Here is a 14,643-nt window from a genome sequence, read left to right on the forward strand (position 1 = left end):
ATATCGTGAAAGCGGGGCGATTTCGCCCCGCTTTTTCGTTGCCCGCCAGGTAGGACCGCCGCTAGGACCGGCGGAATGAAACAGACCACCGGCACAGATCGCTCGATAACCCGCAAATGGCGACCTGCCACACAGGCAGTACGCGGCGGCACCTGGCGCAGCGGACACGGCGAAACTTCGGAAGCTCTGTTCCTAACCAGCGGTTATACCTATCCTGATGCCGCGACAGTGGCTGCACGCTTTGCCGGTGAAGCCGAAGGGATGACCTATTCGCGGCTTCAGAACCCCACTGTCGCGATGCTGGAGGAACGCATCGCCCTGCTGGAAGGTGCAGAGGCGTGCCGCACACAGGCCAGCGGCATGGCGGCGATGACAGCGGCGCTGTTGTGTCAGCTATCCGCCGGCGATCATTTGGTTGCGGCCAAGGCGGCATTTGGTTCGTGCCGCTGGCTGGTGGACGAACTTTGCCCGCGCTTCGGGATCCAAACCACCACGATCGACAGCCGCGACAATACCGCGTGGGAGGCTGCGATCCGGCCCAATACCAAGGTATTCTTCTTCGAAACGCCCGCCAATCCGACGATGGATATTGTCGATATGGAATATGTCTGCGCGCTGGCGACGGCGCATGGGATCACCAGCGTGGTCGATAATGCCTTTGCCACCAGCGCGCTGCAACGTCCGTTGGAATTCGGCGCCGATGTTGTGGCATACAGCGCGACCAAGATGATGGACGGGCAGGGCAGAGTGCTTGCCGGCGCAGTCTGCGGATCGGAAGAATTCATCAACGAAATGCTGCTGCCGTTCCAGCGCAACACGGGGCCGAATTGCGCTCCGTTTAACGCTTGGGTTGTTCTGAAAGGGCTGGAAACGCTAAGCCTGCGCGCGAACCAGCATAGTGTTAATGCACTAGTGGTCGGCAAATTTATCGAGGAACGCGTGCGGAAAAGCGGCGGACAGATGCTGCATCCCGGCTTGCCCGGCTACGCCCAGCACGACCTCGCGATGAAGCAAATGGACAGCTGCGGCCCGATCTTCAGCTTTATCCTCGATGGCGGACGGGTCCAGGCGCACGCTTTACTTGATGGTCTGGAACTGATCGACATCAGCAACAACATAGGCGACGCCCGGAGCCTGATGTGCCATCCCGCCAGCACCACTCACGCCGGCCTAAGCGAGGAAGCGCGGCTGGATATGGGCGTGGTCGAGGGAATGCTGCGGATTAACGTAGGGCTTGAGGATGTGCAGGACTTGATCGAGGACCTGGACGCGGCGCTCAAGGGCGCTGGAATATAGCTTAACGGGTTAGCTTGTATGTCGCACCTGCTCGGGCAAAAGCGGATCTAGAATACTTGGTCCCGCAAACCCAGCCATTTGCCCATCCAGAAACACCATCATGGTGAAGGCCGCGCTAGCAGTCAGATGGCAGAGAAAATCCACCGCAAAACCGTATTTCATCACGCGGCTTGACCAGACGGTCAACGCGAGCAGAGGAAATACGAAGATCAGAGGGACAACCCACCATTCGAGGTTGAGGAACAGGCTGACGCGGGCTTCGTCGTTGGGAATTGCAATTCCGCTCATCACCATCGCCAGAAAGCGTTGCATGAAGGCTACGAATATCAGTTCATAGCCCACCACAACATGCGTCATCTCATCCAGCAACATGGTCACGATATTTATCGCAAACATCGCTATGTAAAACGATATTTTTGGCTTGGCTGGCACAGCCGCTCCTCCGGCTTGCTGTATTATTCGAATGCTACAGCAAGGCAAGGACGGTACAACCCTAGCTGTTCTTCATATTCTCCAGCCCTTTGATGCCTCCGGCCTTCTGGCTGGGCTGCGAAGCGTTGGTTTTGACCTTTTCGGCCTTGGGCTTGCGGACTTCGCGTTTCGATTTTTGCTGTGATTTGGCCATTTTGTGTTCCTTCATAGGCGAAGTGAAAGTGAGGCTGCTCAGGATTCGCGTACCTTAACCGGCGCTGGGCATGCATGTTATGGGCGCAATTGCCGGTCAATGTAAGCGTGGTGTCGGTCTCGCGGTTGTGCATTGCAGCATAATTGACTAGGGAGCGCGCTCCCATTTCCATGCCGCGCGCGGGTTTTGCTGCGCGGCCCAATCCGTAGGTATTTCAATGTTCGACCGTGCAGCCGCGAAACGCGACTGGCTGGGCCAGCCACGCGCCGACATTTTGGCCGGTATTGTTGTTGCGCTGGCACTGATCCCCGAAGCAATCGGCTTTTCGATCATTGCCGGGGTCGATCCCAGCGTCGGTTTGTATGCATCGGTCGCAATTGCGATGATTATTGCCTTTACCGGAGGCCGCCCGGGAATGATCTCGGCAGCAACTGCTGCGGTGGCGGTTGTGGTGATCCCGCTGGTGCGCGATCACGGGGTCGAATATTTGTTCGCCGCGACGATACTGATGGGCATCATCCAGGGCATTGCCGCTTTGTTGCGGCTCGATCTGCTGATGCAGTTTGTTTCACGTTCGGTGATAACAGGCTTTGTCAACGCATTGGCAATATTGATCTTCATGGCCCAGCTGCCCCAGCTTGATCCGCGCGCCGACGGGGTAAGCTGGATCACCTATGCGATGGTGCTGGGCGGGTTGGCAGTCATCTATCTGCTACCGCGCATAACCAAAGCCGTGCCATCGCCGCTGGTCGCCATCCTGATCCTGTCCGCAATTGCGATCGGCTTTGGCGTGCCGGTCAACACGGTTGGCGACATGGGCGCCCTGCCTGACGGTTTGCCGGGGCTGCATTGGCCCGATGTCCCCCTGACGATGGCAACATTCTGGATCATCCTGCCATTTTCGCTGACGATGGCCGCGGTCGGTCTGCTGGAATCGCTGCTGACCGCGCAGATTGTCGACGATCTGACGCATACCGACAGCAACAAGCAGCGCGAGACCGCCGGTCAGGGTGTCGCCAATATCGTCGCGGCCATGTTTGGCGGGATGGGCGGGTGCGCGATGATCGGACAATCGGTGATCAATTACACCAGCGGCGGGCGCGGGCGTCTGTCGAGCTTTGTCGCGGGCGCAACCTTGCTGTTTCTGTTGGCGGTGCTTGGCCCGCTGGTCGGCAGCATTCCGATGCCTGCACTGGTCGCGGTGATGATCATGGTTTCGATCGGGACATTCAGCTGGAATTCCATCGCGAACCTGCGGCGGCATCCGCCCGCAAGTTCGCTGGTGATGCTGGCCACCGTGGTAACGGTGGTCTGGACGCATGATCTGGCAATCGGTGTGCTGGTCGGCGTGCTACTTTCGGGTATGTTCTTTACCGATAAGGTGCGCAATATGTTCAAAGTGGAGCGTATCCGCCGCCCGCATAGCGCAGTTTACACCGTCACGGGTCAGATTTTCTATGCCTCGGTTGACCGGTTTGTTCGCGCATTGGGCCCTGAAAGCGAATATGATGACGCCGCGCATCACGTGGTGATCGACGTGAGCAAGGCGCATTTCTGGGATATTTCCGCCATCGGAGCGCTGGACAAGGCCGTGGACCGGATGCGCCGCAATGGCCGGCACGTGCGGGTGGTCGGGATAAATTCGGCAAGCGCCGATCTGGTTGACCGGTTTGCCCTCGAGGACCGTATGGGGCTCGAAACCGGCCTGGCTCCGCATTGAGCGTTAGAGCCGGTCCATTCTGAGCAATTCACCGCTACCCTGCCAGATACGCCCGAGCACAGCTTCGGCGGCTTGCGCTTCCTTGAGATTACCCAGTTTGCGTTCTGCTTTGGCAAGCCCGTAAAGCGCCCAGCCATTGTTGGGTGTGTAGAACAGCGTCTCGCGGAAAGTCCTGGCGGACCCGGCATAATCACCCGCGGCATACAATGCGGCGCCCAGCGACTGGCTGACCGGATAATACCAATAGGCGGGTTCGGTGTAAGGAATGGTCCGCTCGATCTTGCTTGCCGCGCGGTAGTGATCTGCCGCTTCGCCAAACCGGCCCTCAGCATATGACTGGCGGCCGCGCGCCACATGCGCGGCGATGGCAATCAAATCGTCCGCGGGAAACCCGCCTTCCGCCATTTCGGCAAATACCGGCGATCCCGCAGCACTATCGAGAGCCGCAATTTCAGTGTTGAACCCGGCGTTGTCGCCGGCACGCGCATAAGCCACAGCGCGTGTATAGCGCCGCATCGCTTCGACATAATCCAGCGATGATGGCTCGGCGTTGAGCGCAAGAATTGCCGCCGGGCTACCATACTGGGCCTGCGCAAACATCGGGGCCGCGTGGATTGCCTGCACCCATGGCAAGGCGCGCGCGATGTCTTCGTTGAGAATTGCCGCCAGCCTTTCGCTTTCACTGGCCGTCGTTCGCACCGCACCGATCATCTGGGCAGATGTCAGCAGAAAATGCACATTGTGCGGATAATATCCAAAGCGGTACAACCCGTCATCGCCAACCTTTGCGAGATATTCCTCATCCGCTCGGGCCGCCGCGATATTGACCTTCATCGAATCCGCATACCGGCCGGCGCGGTGATAGATGTGCGCAGGCATGTGCACCAGGTGGCCAAGCGGTTTCGGGCCACTGTCACGCAACCGGTCCGCCGCATCTTCCGCGACTTTCGGGTTGCTGCTGTTTTCCATCAAATGGATGTAGAGATGCGATGCCTGCGGGTGCTGCGGGCTGCGTGCCATGACTTTTTCGATCAGCCCGATCGCGGCTGCGATCTGCGGGCGCGCCTTGCCGGTTTCGGGGTCCCAATAATCCCATGGCGTAGTGTTCATGGCCGATTCGGCCGCGAGCACCAGCAGATCATCATGATCGGGGAAACGCCCGGCCAACGCGATCATCGCCTCCGAGTATTTGGCTTCGAGAGTGGGCCGGTCGGCGGCCAGATCATCGGGGAAACGAATGGCCTGCGCTGCTATCAAGCCCTGTTCCAGCGGTGTGAGGCCGTCACTCAGCCTGACCGCTTGCTTGATGGCAGCAATCGCGGCGCGGTTCTGGTCTTCGGTCATCCCGGCATTGATATTCATGCCATGCGCCATCGCCTCTCCCCACCAGCACATGGCGCATTGCGCCGATAGCGCTTTTGCCGCGCGGAAGGACCGGATGGCAGCGGCGTGATTAAACCCGAATGTGAGTGCGATCGCCTGATCGAAAAAGGCGCGTTCGTTGCCGTTCAGGCCGGTGGCTGGAAGATCGGATTGAGCAAGCCCGCTGATGATCTGGATAGGCGCATTTTCGCCCGGCTGCATGGCTGCCATGTTCGTTGCCAGTTTCAGGCGGCTGTCCAGCGTCGCAGCACCAGCATCAAACCCCCGGCAAGCATCCCGGCCCGCACGGGTGGGATCTAGCGCCAACAATGCCGCGTCAGTAAGGGCTGAGTCTTGCGGCGCTTGGCCGGCGCCGTGTGCAAAGCCGGCTGCCGCCAGCAATGCGGGGATCGTAATTGTCTTCAACATCTGTTTGTCCTCGTACCAGGCGACCCGAGGAGATTGAGCAGCGTTATATACCACAGTCAGGATGACCTTCCAAAATCTGCAGTCGTAGGTTCGAAGCAGTTGGGGGCATTACCAACCGATGCCCTTGTCTGCGCGGCGCAGGCCGATTAGGTTCTGGTACTATGAAGGAATTGTTCCAGCACGCCGCGATTACGCAAGGTATCACTGTCAGGGTGGCGGTCAGCTTTCTGCCCGAACAGTCGCAAATCGAAAGTGGCAAATGGTTCTGGGTTTATCATATCCGGATCGAAAACGGCAGCGACCAGCCGGTGCAGCTGCTCACGCGGCATTGGCGGATTACCGACGGGCGCGGAATGGTGAACCATGTCGAAGGCGAAGGTGTAGTGGGCGAACAGCCGGTAATCGCGCCGGGCGCCGCACATGATTATGTATCCGGCTGCCCGCTGACCACGCATATGGGGTCGATGGAGGGGCACTATACCTTTAGCCGCGCTGATGGCTCCTTGATGGAAGCGGCCATTCCGCAATTTCCGCTTGCCGCACCCGCGACAGCGGATTGACCGTATCGCCGTGGGGGCCACATCACTGACCGGCGCGTTACAATGGCAATGAACGAAGATGTCGCCCGTCAATTCTATCTGGTACGTGCTGTTGAACGTGAGGACGCCGGCCACATCCTGCTGACCCGTGAAGACCGCGAACAAGCCGATCTGGCCGCGCGTGCGGAAGTTGGCGAAAAAAGCAGCAGGAAAGCACCGGAGGCATATCTGGCTGCCCGTGCGCGCTTCGCTGCTGCGCGGCTGTCTGCCCGAAATCCGGCGGTTGCGCGCGCGCTAAAGGGTATGAAATGGCCTGACTGGCTATCCGTCGGCCTGCCACTTTTCGGATTGTTTCTGGGATTGCTTACCAACGAACTTGGTAACGGAAGCAGGCTCAATCTTCTGGCATTTCCTTTGATCGGCGCAATCGCCTGGAACCTGTTCGTTTATATCGGTATCCTGATCGCCGCGGTCACGCGCCGCCGAAAGGCCCCGGGCGGTATGCTGTCCAGCCTGTTCAGGCGGATCGCCGGATTGGGAAATATCAGCGCCGACCAGGGCGGCCCGCTGGCCCGCGGTCTGGCGCGGTTTGCCGCCGACTGGACCGATGCCGCCGGACATCTGACCGCGCATCGCAGCGCGCGCACATTGCATATCGCGGCGGCCATGTTTGCGCTTGGCCTGATTGCGGGCATTTTCCTGCGCGCATTGGCGTTCGAATATCGGGCAGGGTGGGAAAGCACATTTATCGGCCCGGACACTGTCCATTTGATATTATCGTTCATCCTGTGGCCTGCCAGCCTGCTGACCGGTGTCGAGATCCCCGACGTTGGCACTATCGCCGAACTTCGCTGGACGGGGGCGCCGGGCGAGGGCGCAAATGCCGGCCCGTGGATTATCCTCTACACCGCCATCGCGCTCATTTTCATCATTGTGCCGCGCCTGCTGCTTGCGGCATTCTCGGCGGCGCGAACGGGCGTTGCAGCACGCCGTATCGCAATTCCGGGGCGCGATGATTTTTACGTCCGCAAACTGATGCGCGCATTTGGCGGGGCAGCGGGCGGTGTGCGCGTGACAGCCTATGCCTATCATCCGGCGGAAGATGCCCGCCAAAAGCTGGCGGCGATTTGTACGGAGGCACTTGGCGACACTGTTCGCCTGCAGTTTGACCCGCCGGTCGATTACGGCGCGGAAGAAAGCTGGCTCGCCGATGCCGCCGCGCGCGAACAGGATGATCACCACATCATTCTGTTCACCCTGTCTGCCACACCGGAAAACGAAAATCATGGCGAGTTCGTGAAGGGGATCAGGCAATTGGCAGGCAGCGGTCAAAGTGTGACCGCAATAGTGGACGAGAGTGCGTTCCGCGCGCATTTTGCCGGTCAAACGGGGCTGGAAGATCGCATCAAAAGTCGCACCGCCGCGTGGCAGGAAGTTATCCGCAACGCCGGTGCCGCGCCGCTGCTGATAGATCTGGCGACCGCCGATCCGGCGGCGGAGCGTGAGCGGATCGAGGCGGCCATGGTGCAAAACAGCTCGCTTGCGGGGCAAGGCTGATGGACGATACCCCGCTTCAAACCGGCACAAGTACGGGCACGGGCACGGGTAGCGGCACAGGTAGCGGCACCACAATCAACCTGAGCCTCGTCTCGCACACCAATGCCGGCAAAACCACGCTGGCACGCACGCTGCTGGGCCGCGATATCGGCGAGGTCCGTGATGCCGCGCATGTTACCGATATCGCCAGTGGCCACGTGCTGGTGCAATCGGGCGATGATACGTTGATGCTGTGGGACACGCCCGGCTTTGGCGATACCGCGCGCTTGCTGTCCCGCCTGCGGATGACCGGCAATCCGATCGGCTGGATGTTGACGCAGGTGTGGGACCGTTGGCGCGAACGGCCACTCTGGTCCAGCCAGCAGGCCGTCAAAAACGCCCGCGAGCAGGCCGATGTCATCTTGTATCTGGTCAATGCAGCGGAAGACCCCGCCGCTGCGCCCTATGTCGCGCTGGAAATGGAAGTGCTGGCCTGGATTGGCAAGCCCGTCCTCCTGCTGCTCAACCAGATGGGGCCGCCCAAGGAAAATGTCGCCGCAGACCTGCGCCGCTGGGAAAGTCATGTCGGCGAATATGCGGAAGTGGCGGGCGCGTTGCCGCTTGACGCTTTTGCCCGTTGCTGGGTCCAGGAAGGCGCGTTGCTGGCGCGGGTCGCGCCTTTGCTTGCGCCGGAAAAACAGCCGGCAATGGCCGGTCTGGCCGCGCGCTGGATGGAACTGAACCGGGCGCGCTTCGAAGCATCGATGGAAGCGTTGGCCAAACCATTGGCGCAGGCGCTGGCCGACCGCGAACCCGTGCCGACCGGCGATTGGGTCGATCAACTCGGTGCAACGCTGAAGGCCGGAAAGGGTGGCAACCGCGAAGCGCGCAAGGCGATGGAGGCGTTATCGCATCGGCTTGCCGAAGGAACCGGCACCTCGACCAGCGAACTTATCCGCCTCCACGGCCTGGACGGCAGGGCTACGCGCAAAGTGCTCGAACGCCTGGGCGACGATTACAAGCAAAGCGAAAAGGCTTCGGAAGGATTTTCCGCAGTTCTGGGCGGCTTGATGTCAGGCGCGGTCACCGGACTCGCTGCAGACGTCATGGCCGGCGGCCTGACGCTGGGCGGCGGGCTGATTGTGGGCGGAATTCTCGGCGCGCTCGGCGCAGGCGGAATCGCGCACGGTATCAATTTGGCCAAGGGCGAGGAGGGATCAAGCGTCCGCTGGTCAGAAAAGTTTTTCAAAAGCCTGTATGGTGCAGCCCTGCTGCGCTATCTCGCAGTCGCGCATTTCGGGCGGGGACGCGGTGAATGGGAAGAGGGTGAGCATCCGCAATTCTGGCTCGAATTTGTCGATAGCGAGGTCGAACGACAAGGCAGCGCGCTGGCCAGCCTTTACGCCAAAGGCAAGCGCACCGAACCAGGCGAACTTGAAAGCGATCTGGTTACACTATTGAAACAGAGTGGCGAGCGTCTGCTGCAGCGGCTTTATCCCGGTGCCCTGACCGGGGTTGTAACAGCTTCGACATCAGACTGATCTCTTTGTTGCACCGCAGTTCTGCTCAGCCTAAACGCCTGCGCCTATGAAGCGCACCCATCTGCCCCTGAACGCCCTGCGTGTATTCGATGCTGCTGCCCGGCACCTCAGTTTTACGCGCGCGGCTGACGAACTGGCAGTGACGCCCGCTGCCGTAGGTCAGCAAATCCGCGCATTGGAAGATCACCTCGGGACCGTGCTGTTTCGCCGTACACCGCAAGGGCTGGAACTGACTGACGAGGGTATCGCCGGACTGGATCCGCTGCGCGAGGGGTTTCTGCGGTTTGAAGAAAGCGTGCAGAACATGCAGTCGGGTCAGGCATCCGACCGATACACAATCGCTGCGCCGCGCGAATTCTATGCCCAGTGGCTGGCCTCGCGGCTGGCGAAGTTTCAGGCGCAAAATCCGGAGGCGCGGTTCCAGCTGGTAGCTGACGATAACGCCGATTTCACCGAAGCAAACCTGGACTGCGCGTTCCGCATGGTCGATGGTCCGGGCGATCTCGAGGGGGTGGAGGTGGCCAAGGCCTGCCGGGTAACAGTGGCTGCGCCGGGCGCTCCCGAAGTGTGGATCGGATGGCCACAGGGCGAGCCGCCAGACGGCGAAAACACGGTGCTTCAAGTAGCCAACGCAGGACAGGCTCTGTCGTCTGCAATGGCAGGAATGGGCCGTGCGATATTGCCGGCTCCGCTGGTCGAGGAGGCGATCGCGGCCAGCCGTCTTGAACGGATCGCCGGACCGGAAGAATGCCGTTTGGCGTATTGGCTTGTCGCTCCGCGCCCGCAATGGCGCCAAACCAAGATCAGGGCACTGGCGGCGTTTCTTTCGGACAATTGACCATGGATACACCTGTTCTGCAGACCGAACGCCACTATTTACGCCCCATCGAAATTGGCGATGTCGAAGCATTCTGGCCAACCTTCAACAATGCAGACGCGATGCGCTGGTGGAGCCGCGCGCCATTTACCGACAAGCAGGAGCTTGCCGATTGGTTGCTGGACACGGATTGGGCGGGGCGAACGTGGGTTGCCATCCCCGCATCGGGCGGACCCGCAGTTTGCAGGGTGGTCGCTACGCTGCACGAAGAAGGCGTGAGCGAAATCGGGTATCTTACCGTTCTCGGCGCGCAGGGGCAGGGGATAGCACGCGAATGCGTCGCCGCGCTTGTTTCGCAGCTATTCACTGCCGAGAACAACCGCCGTGTCTGGGCTGACGTGGATCCCGAGAATGCCGCTTCCAACGCCTTGCTCGAGCGGCTCGGTTTTACGCACGAAGGTACGCTGCGCGCGGCGTGGAAAACGCATATCGGGATACGAGACAGCTATATCTGGGGTCTGCTGGCCACTGACTGGCGCAACTAACCCGGCTTCGTAGCCTGTCTGGTAGGACCGGATTTGTTATCCCACGCATTATGTGGCAGTTTGGTGACGGTTTCACGAGAGGAACCTAATACTTCGCAACGCAAACCCCTCTGGCCGGGGCGTAAGCTTTGGTTTCCGTAAGGGAAAAGCAGGGTCACCCTTAAAGTCGCCAGATTTGATTGCTTCCCCCGAAGTTTGGGCTGAAAAGGTCATGGGCAATATAAAAATAATAAACGGGAGGGAAAATATGAAATTTAAAACCAGAAATGTTGTTTTGCTGGGCGTGTCGGCAACTGCGCTGATGGTAATGCCGGGCGCGGCTTTTGCCCAGGCAACAGGTCAGACCGATGATGCCGCTGCGGATGCGTCCGATCAAATCGTGGTTATCGGTAGCCGCGGCAAGCCTCGCACAATTACGGATTCTCCCGTTGCTATCGATTCGGTTGGTGCCGATGCAATCGCTGCCACAGGCGCGACCGAAACCGGCCGTATCCTCCAGGAACTGGTCCCCTCCTTCAATTTCTCGAGCTCGTCGGTTTCTGACGGCACGGATTCGCTGCTTCCGGCGACATTGCGCGGTCTTGGTCCCGATCAGACACTGGTACTGGTCAATGGCAAGCGGCGTCACAAATCGGCGCTTGTGCATGTCAACACCTCGGTCGGACGCGGCACCGCCGGTACCGACATCAACGCCATTCCCGCCAGCGCACTGAAGCAGGTCGATGTGCTGCGCGATGGTGCAGCCGCGCTCTACGGCTCGGATGCAATTGCCGGCGTGATCAATTTCGAGCTGCGCGATGATCCCGAGGCCGGCCATGTGACTGCCTCGGTCGGCCAGAATTACGAAAGCGACGGGCTGACGTATCAAGCGGGCGTGAACAAGGGTTTCGCGCTTGGTGATGGTTTCATCAATCTGACATATGAATATACTAATCGCGAAAATTCCAACCGCGCCGGTCTTTCGGCACAGTGCCAATATTTGTGCACGACCGTAGGCGGGCAGATACGTGCTGCCCCATCCACCCAAGCGCGCGAGATTGCGTTCGACCGGCAGAACTTCCGCATCGGCGACAGCGATTCCGAAGGGCATAGCATTTTCGTTAACGCCGGCGTTCCGTTGGGCGATACGGCAGAAGGCTATGCTTTTGGCGGCTGGAGCACACGGCGCAACGAATCCGCAGGGTTCTACCGCCGGGCCAATCAGGGCGCCAACACACTGCTGGCACTTTACCCCGATGGATTCCTGCCGCTTATCCGCCCCAAGATCGAAGATTTCTCTGCGGCGGCTGGCGTAAAGTTCGATGTGAGCGAGAATTTCAACATCGATACCAGCGTGAATTACGGCAACAACAGCTATAATTTCCAGATCGCCAACACCAACAATGCCTCGCTTGGACCCAATTCCGGGACGGTGTTTGACGCCGGTACGCTGGAGCTGTCCGAATGGAGCGGTAACATCGACGCGGTCTATCTGATGGGCAATTACAGCGCCGCGTTCGGCGTTGGCTACCGCAGCGAAACTTACGAACTGATCGCGGGTGAACCCGATTCCTACATAAATGGCGGCTTCATTAACACCGACACGTTCAACACGCCGCCGCTGTTCGGCCCTACGGCTGGCGCAGCGGGCTCGCAGGTGTTTCCAGGGTTCAGCCCTGACAATGCGGTGGACGAAAGCCGCGACAGTTACTCGGCCTATCTCGAACTCACCGCAGATCTGGGCGAACGGGTTAATCTGCAGGGAGCGCTGCGGTACGAAAATTACGATGGTTTCGGCAGTTCGCTGACGGGTAAAGTGGCTGGTCTGTTTACCTTGACCGAGGGCGCAAAGGTGCGCGGTTCGTTCACCACAGGTTTCCGTGCGCCTTCGATGCAACAGCTTTACTTCAACGCCACCAGCACCCAGTTTGTGACTGTCGGCGGTGCTACAGTGTCGCAGGAGCGCGGCACATTCCGCAACGACAGCGCGCTGGCCCGGGGTCTCGGGATTCCTGAACTGGAAGAAGAAACCTCGGTCAGCTACGGCGGCGGCGTGGTTCTCGAACCGGCAAGCGGCCTCGTGATAACGGCCGATTATTACCACATCGAAATTGACGACCGGATCATGATTTCCGGTGCGATCAATCCGGTGACGCCAGGTATTCTGGCAGCATTCAATGCAGCCGGAGCAACGCAGGGCCAGTTCTTTATCAACGGTGTCGATACCACGACAGACGGGGTCGATGTCGTGGCGTCTTACAGGCTGCCGGGAGATATTGCCGGCGGTGTTTTGAAACTGACGTCGTCGTTCAACTACAATGATACGAAGGTAACCGAACTCCCGGCACCCGGCCTGCTTGCCGGGCTTGATCTGGTGACGGCTCAGGACGTTTCGATTATCGAGGAATGGCAGCCCAAAACGCGCTTCAATCTGGGTGCGAACTGGAATAGCGACAATTGGGGGTTCAACCTGCAGCTGAGCCAATATGGCGAATACACCGTTTGCGAAGGCGGCTGCACCGGGGTGGATACCGATACCCAGACCTTCGGTTCCAAATGGCTCACAGATATCCAGGTCGACTACACCTTCGATATGGGTCTGAAGCTGGCGATTGGCGCAAACAATCTGTTCGATGTCTATCCGGACATCAACAACATCGGACAGGCACGCGGCGGGACGCTGTATGACAGCACCGGCAATCTGATTGTGGATAGCCCTGGCGTGTTCCAGTACTCACGCCGCTCGGCGCCATTCGGATTTAATGGTGGACATTATTACCTGCGTGCAAGTTTCGACTTCTAGACAAATGTGAGCATAATTTTTGGAGGCCGGTTTGATGCGAAGTCAGACCGGCCTTCATTTGTAAAGTTATCTCGGGTCGCTATAATATGCCTTCGTAACCTCGACCCGCGCTTGACCTGTCGCCCAACCCTCGCTAGAGGGCCGCTCATCCGATGCACGCTTTTTCCACCGAGCTAGCGATGCAGAGGGCAGATAGAGCTGAACATTGGCACTATGTCGTGGGGGGCCTTGGTCGTAGGACCGGGGTCTTTTTCTATTGAGCGGTTCGCGGTTTTCCGCTGTTTCGCTTCTCGCGGCAAGTGTCAGAGTAACCCGGTGCTTTTGGCCCAGGTGGAGTGTTTTTCAGTTCGCGCACGAAGGCCGTTATTACGGCGCTTCTATTTCGCCGGGTTTCTGGTTTGCCGGAAATGCCGATGCGGGGCGCGGGTTCGACAACACATCACCTGAACCATGTGCGCCACAAATCAGGTGAAGAACACTTCATGCCGACAATTAACCAGCTGGTCCGCAAGGGCCGTGTTCCGCAGAAGGCCAAATCCAAGGTCCCTGCGATGGAAGCCAACCCGCAGAAGCGCGGCGTTTGCACACGTGTATATACAACGACCCCGAAGAAGCCGAACTCGGCCTTGCGCAAGGTTGCGAAGATCCGTCTGACCAATCAGCGCGAAGTCATCAGCTATATTCCGGGCGAGGGCCATAATCTGCAGGAACACAGCGTTGTGCTGATCCGCGGCGGCCGTGTTCGCGACCTTCCAGGTGTGCGCTATCACGTTCTGCGCGGCGTTCTCGATACCCAGGGTGTCAAGGACCGCAAGCAGTCCCGTTCGAAGTACGGCGCCAAGCGTCCGAAGTAAGCCTGTTAGGCCCAAGATTTTGGCCGCGCGCGGACATTCCCGCTGCGCCGCCTGACCAAAAGGAATTCATCCGATGTCACGTCGTCGTCGTCCCGAAAAGCGGATCATCCTGCCCGATCCCAAATTTGGTGATCAGATCCTGTCGAAGTTCATGAATAACCTCATGCTCGACGGTAAAAAATCCACTGCCGAAGGCATTGTTTATGGCGCACTCGACACCGTCGAGACCAAAGCCAAGACCGATCCGGTGCAGTTATTCCACGAAGCGCTGAACAATGTTAAGCCGCAAGTGGAAGTCCGCAGCCGCCGTGTTGGTGGTGCCACGTATCAGGTTCCGGTAGAAGTTCGTCCTGAACGCGCCCAGGCACTTGCCATTCGCTGGCTTATCAGTGCAGCGCGTGGCCGCGCCGAAACCACCATGAGCGCACGCCTTTCCGGCGAGCTGATGGATGCGGCGAACAACCGCGGCAATGCGGTCAAGAAGCGTGAAGACGCGCACCGGATGGCAGATGCCAACCGGGCGTTCTCGCACTACCGCTGGTAAGAGTTTAAACATCCGGGGAAGGGATGGCTGGTCGGCCTCCCTGATCCGCAAGC

Annotated in this window: 13 protein-coding genes; 10 read left to right on the top strand and 3 right to left on the bottom strand. The window is 59.4% G+C overall.

Going from position 1 to position 14,643, the window contains the following annotated elements:
- The first annotated feature begins 75 nt into the window (after positions 1–75).
- Positions 76–1,296, top strand: coding sequence for a trans-sulfuration enzyme family protein (locus tag WFP06_RS04960; protein ID WP_336986129.1), 1,221 nt, complete (start codon positions 76–78; stop codon positions 1,294–1,296).
- A gap of 9 nt (positions 1,297–1,305) precedes the next feature.
- Here the strand turns inward: WFP06_RS04960 and WFP06_RS04965 are convergent, their stop codons facing one another.
- Both WFP06_RS04965 and WFP06_RS04970 read right to left on the bottom strand, forming a co-directional pair.
- Positions 1,306–1,692 carry a hypothetical protein gene (locus WFP06_RS04965; RefSeq protein WP_336986130.1) on the bottom strand — a complete coding sequence of 129 codons (387 nt, stop codon included), beginning with the start codon at positions 1,690–1,692 and terminating at the stop codon, positions 1,306–1,308.
- A gap of 97 nt (positions 1,693–1,789) precedes the next feature.
- Positions 1,790–1,921 carry a hypothetical protein gene (locus WFP06_RS04970; protein WP_336986131.1) on the bottom strand — a complete coding sequence of 44 codons (132 nt, stop codon included), beginning with the start codon at positions 1,919–1,921 and terminating at the stop codon, positions 1,790–1,792.
- A 217-nt stretch (positions 1,922–2,138) separates the two neighbouring features.
- Here WFP06_RS04970 and WFP06_RS04975 point away from each other — a divergent pair, with 217 nt between their 5' ends.
- Positions 2,139–3,641 carry a SulP family inorganic anion transporter gene (locus WFP06_RS04975; RefSeq protein ID WP_336986132.1) on the top strand — a complete coding sequence of 501 codons (1,503 nt, stop codon included), beginning with the start codon at positions 2,139–2,141 and terminating at the stop codon, positions 3,639–3,641.
- Positions 3,642–3,644: 3 nt separating this feature from the next.
- Here WFP06_RS04975 and WFP06_RS04980 read toward each other — a convergent pair whose 3' ends face one another.
- Positions 3,645–5,432 carry a tetratricopeptide repeat protein gene (locus tag WFP06_RS04980; RefSeq protein WP_336986133.1) on the bottom strand — a complete coding sequence of 596 codons (1,788 nt, stop codon included), beginning with the start codon at positions 5,430–5,432 and terminating at the stop codon, positions 3,645–3,647.
- Between the two features lie 161 nt (positions 5,433–5,593).
- On the opposite strand from WFP06_RS04980, the gene apaG reads away from it, so the two are divergent.
- The 8 genes from apaG (at position 5,594) to rpsG (ending at position 14,590) form a co-directional block, all read left to right on the top strand.
- Entirely contained in the window at positions 5,594–5,992 is a 399-nt protein-coding gene (gene apaG, locus WFP06_RS04985) for a Co2+/Mg2+ efflux protein ApaG (RefSeq protein ID WP_336986134.1), read from the top strand.
- Positions 5,993–6,034: 42 nt separating this feature from the next.
- Positions 6,035–7,528 (top strand): DUF2868 domain-containing protein, encoded by a 1,494-nt coding sequence (locus tag WFP06_RS04990; protein ID WP_336986135.1) that lies wholly within the window; start codon positions 6,035–6,037, stop codon positions 7,526–7,528.
- Positions 7,528–9,048, top strand: coding sequence for a GTPase domain-containing protein (locus WFP06_RS04995; RefSeq protein ID WP_336986136.1), 1,521 nt, complete (start codon positions 7,528–7,530; stop codon positions 9,046–9,048). The genes WFP06_RS04990 and WFP06_RS04995 overlap by 1 nt, the downstream gene beginning before the upstream one ends.
- Before the next feature lie 46 nt (positions 9,049–9,094).
- Positions 9,095–9,886 carry a LysR family transcriptional regulator gene (locus WFP06_RS05000; protein WP_336986137.1) on the top strand — a complete coding sequence of 264 codons (792 nt, stop codon included), beginning with the start codon at positions 9,095–9,097 and terminating at the stop codon, positions 9,884–9,886.
- Positions 9,887–9,888: 2 nt separating this feature from the next.
- A complete protein-coding gene (locus WFP06_RS05005; RefSeq protein ID WP_336986138.1) occupies positions 9,889–10,410 on the top strand; it encodes a GNAT family N-acetyltransferase in 522 nt (173 codons plus the stop codon).
- A gap of 247 nt (positions 10,411–10,657) precedes the next feature.
- Complete coding sequence (locus tag WFP06_RS05010; RefSeq protein ID WP_336986139.1) at positions 10,658–13,192, top strand: TonB-dependent receptor plug domain-containing protein; 2,535 nt, start codon at positions 10,658–10,660, stop codon at positions 13,190–13,192.
- 482 nt (positions 13,193–13,674) lie between these two features.
- Positions 13,675–14,046 carry a 30S ribosomal protein S12 gene (rpsL, locus tag WFP06_RS05015; RefSeq protein ID WP_336987632.1) on the top strand — a complete coding sequence of 124 codons (372 nt, stop codon included), beginning with the start codon at positions 13,675–13,677 and terminating at the stop codon, positions 14,044–14,046.
- A 73-nt stretch (positions 14,047–14,119) separates the two neighbouring features.
- Complete coding sequence (gene rpsG / locus WFP06_RS05020) at positions 14,120–14,590, top strand: 30S ribosomal protein S7 (RefSeq protein ID WP_336986140.1); 471 nt, start codon at positions 14,120–14,122, stop codon at positions 14,588–14,590.
- The last annotated feature ends 53 nt before the right edge of the window (positions 14,591–14,643 follow it).

This window comes from Altererythrobacter aquiaggeris (assembly GCF_037154015.1).
Lineage (GTDB): Bacteria > Pseudomonadota > Alphaproteobacteria > Sphingomonadales > Sphingomonadaceae > Aestuarierythrobacter > Aestuarierythrobacter aquiaggeris.

Bases quoted from the DNA above. Each gene is read 5' to 3' on its own strand.
- WFP06_RS04960 (WP_336986129.1), top strand. From the start codon at position 76: ATGAAACAGACCACCGGCACAGATCGCTCGATAACCCGCAAATGGCGA.
- WFP06_RS04965 (WP_336986130.1), bottom strand. From the start codon at position 1,692: ATGTTTGCGATAAATATCGTGACCATGTTGCTGGATGAGATGACGCAT.
- WFP06_RS04970 (WP_336986131.1), bottom strand. From the start codon at position 1,921: ATGGCCAAATCACAGCAAAAATCGAAACGCGAAGTCCGCAAGCCCAAG.
- WFP06_RS04975 (WP_336986132.1), top strand. From the start codon at position 2,139: ATGTTCGACCGTGCAGCCGCGAAACGCGACTGGCTGGGCCAGCCACGC.
- WFP06_RS04980 (WP_336986133.1), bottom strand. From the start codon at position 5,432: ATGTTGAAGACAATTACGATCCCCGCATTGCTGGCGGCAGCCGGCTTT.
- apaG (WP_336986134.1), top strand. From the start codon at position 5,594: ATGAAGGAATTGTTCCAGCACGCCGCGATTACGCAAGGTATCACTGTC.
- WFP06_RS04990 (WP_336986135.1), top strand. From the start codon at position 6,035: ATGGCAATGAACGAAGATGTCGCCCGTCAATTCTATCTGGTACGTGCT.
- WFP06_RS04995 (WP_336986136.1), top strand. From the start codon at position 7,528: ATGGACGATACCCCGCTTCAAACCGGCACAAGTACGGGCACGGGCACG.
- WFP06_RS05000 (WP_336986137.1), top strand. From the start codon at position 9,095: ATGAAGCGCACCCATCTGCCCCTGAACGCCCTGCGTGTATTCGATGCT.
- WFP06_RS05005 (WP_336986138.1), top strand. From the start codon at position 9,889: ATGGATACACCTGTTCTGCAGACCGAACGCCACTATTTACGCCCCATC.
- WFP06_RS05010 (WP_336986139.1), top strand. From the start codon at position 10,658: ATGAAATTTAAAACCAGAAATGTTGTTTTGCTGGGCGTGTCGGCAACT.
- rpsL (WP_336987632.1), top strand. From the start codon at position 13,675: ATGCCGACAATTAACCAGCTGGTCCGCAAGGGCCGTGTTCCGCAGAAG.
- rpsG (WP_336986140.1), top strand. From the start codon at position 14,120: ATGTCACGTCGTCGTCGTCCCGAAAAGCGGATCATCCTGCCCGATCCC.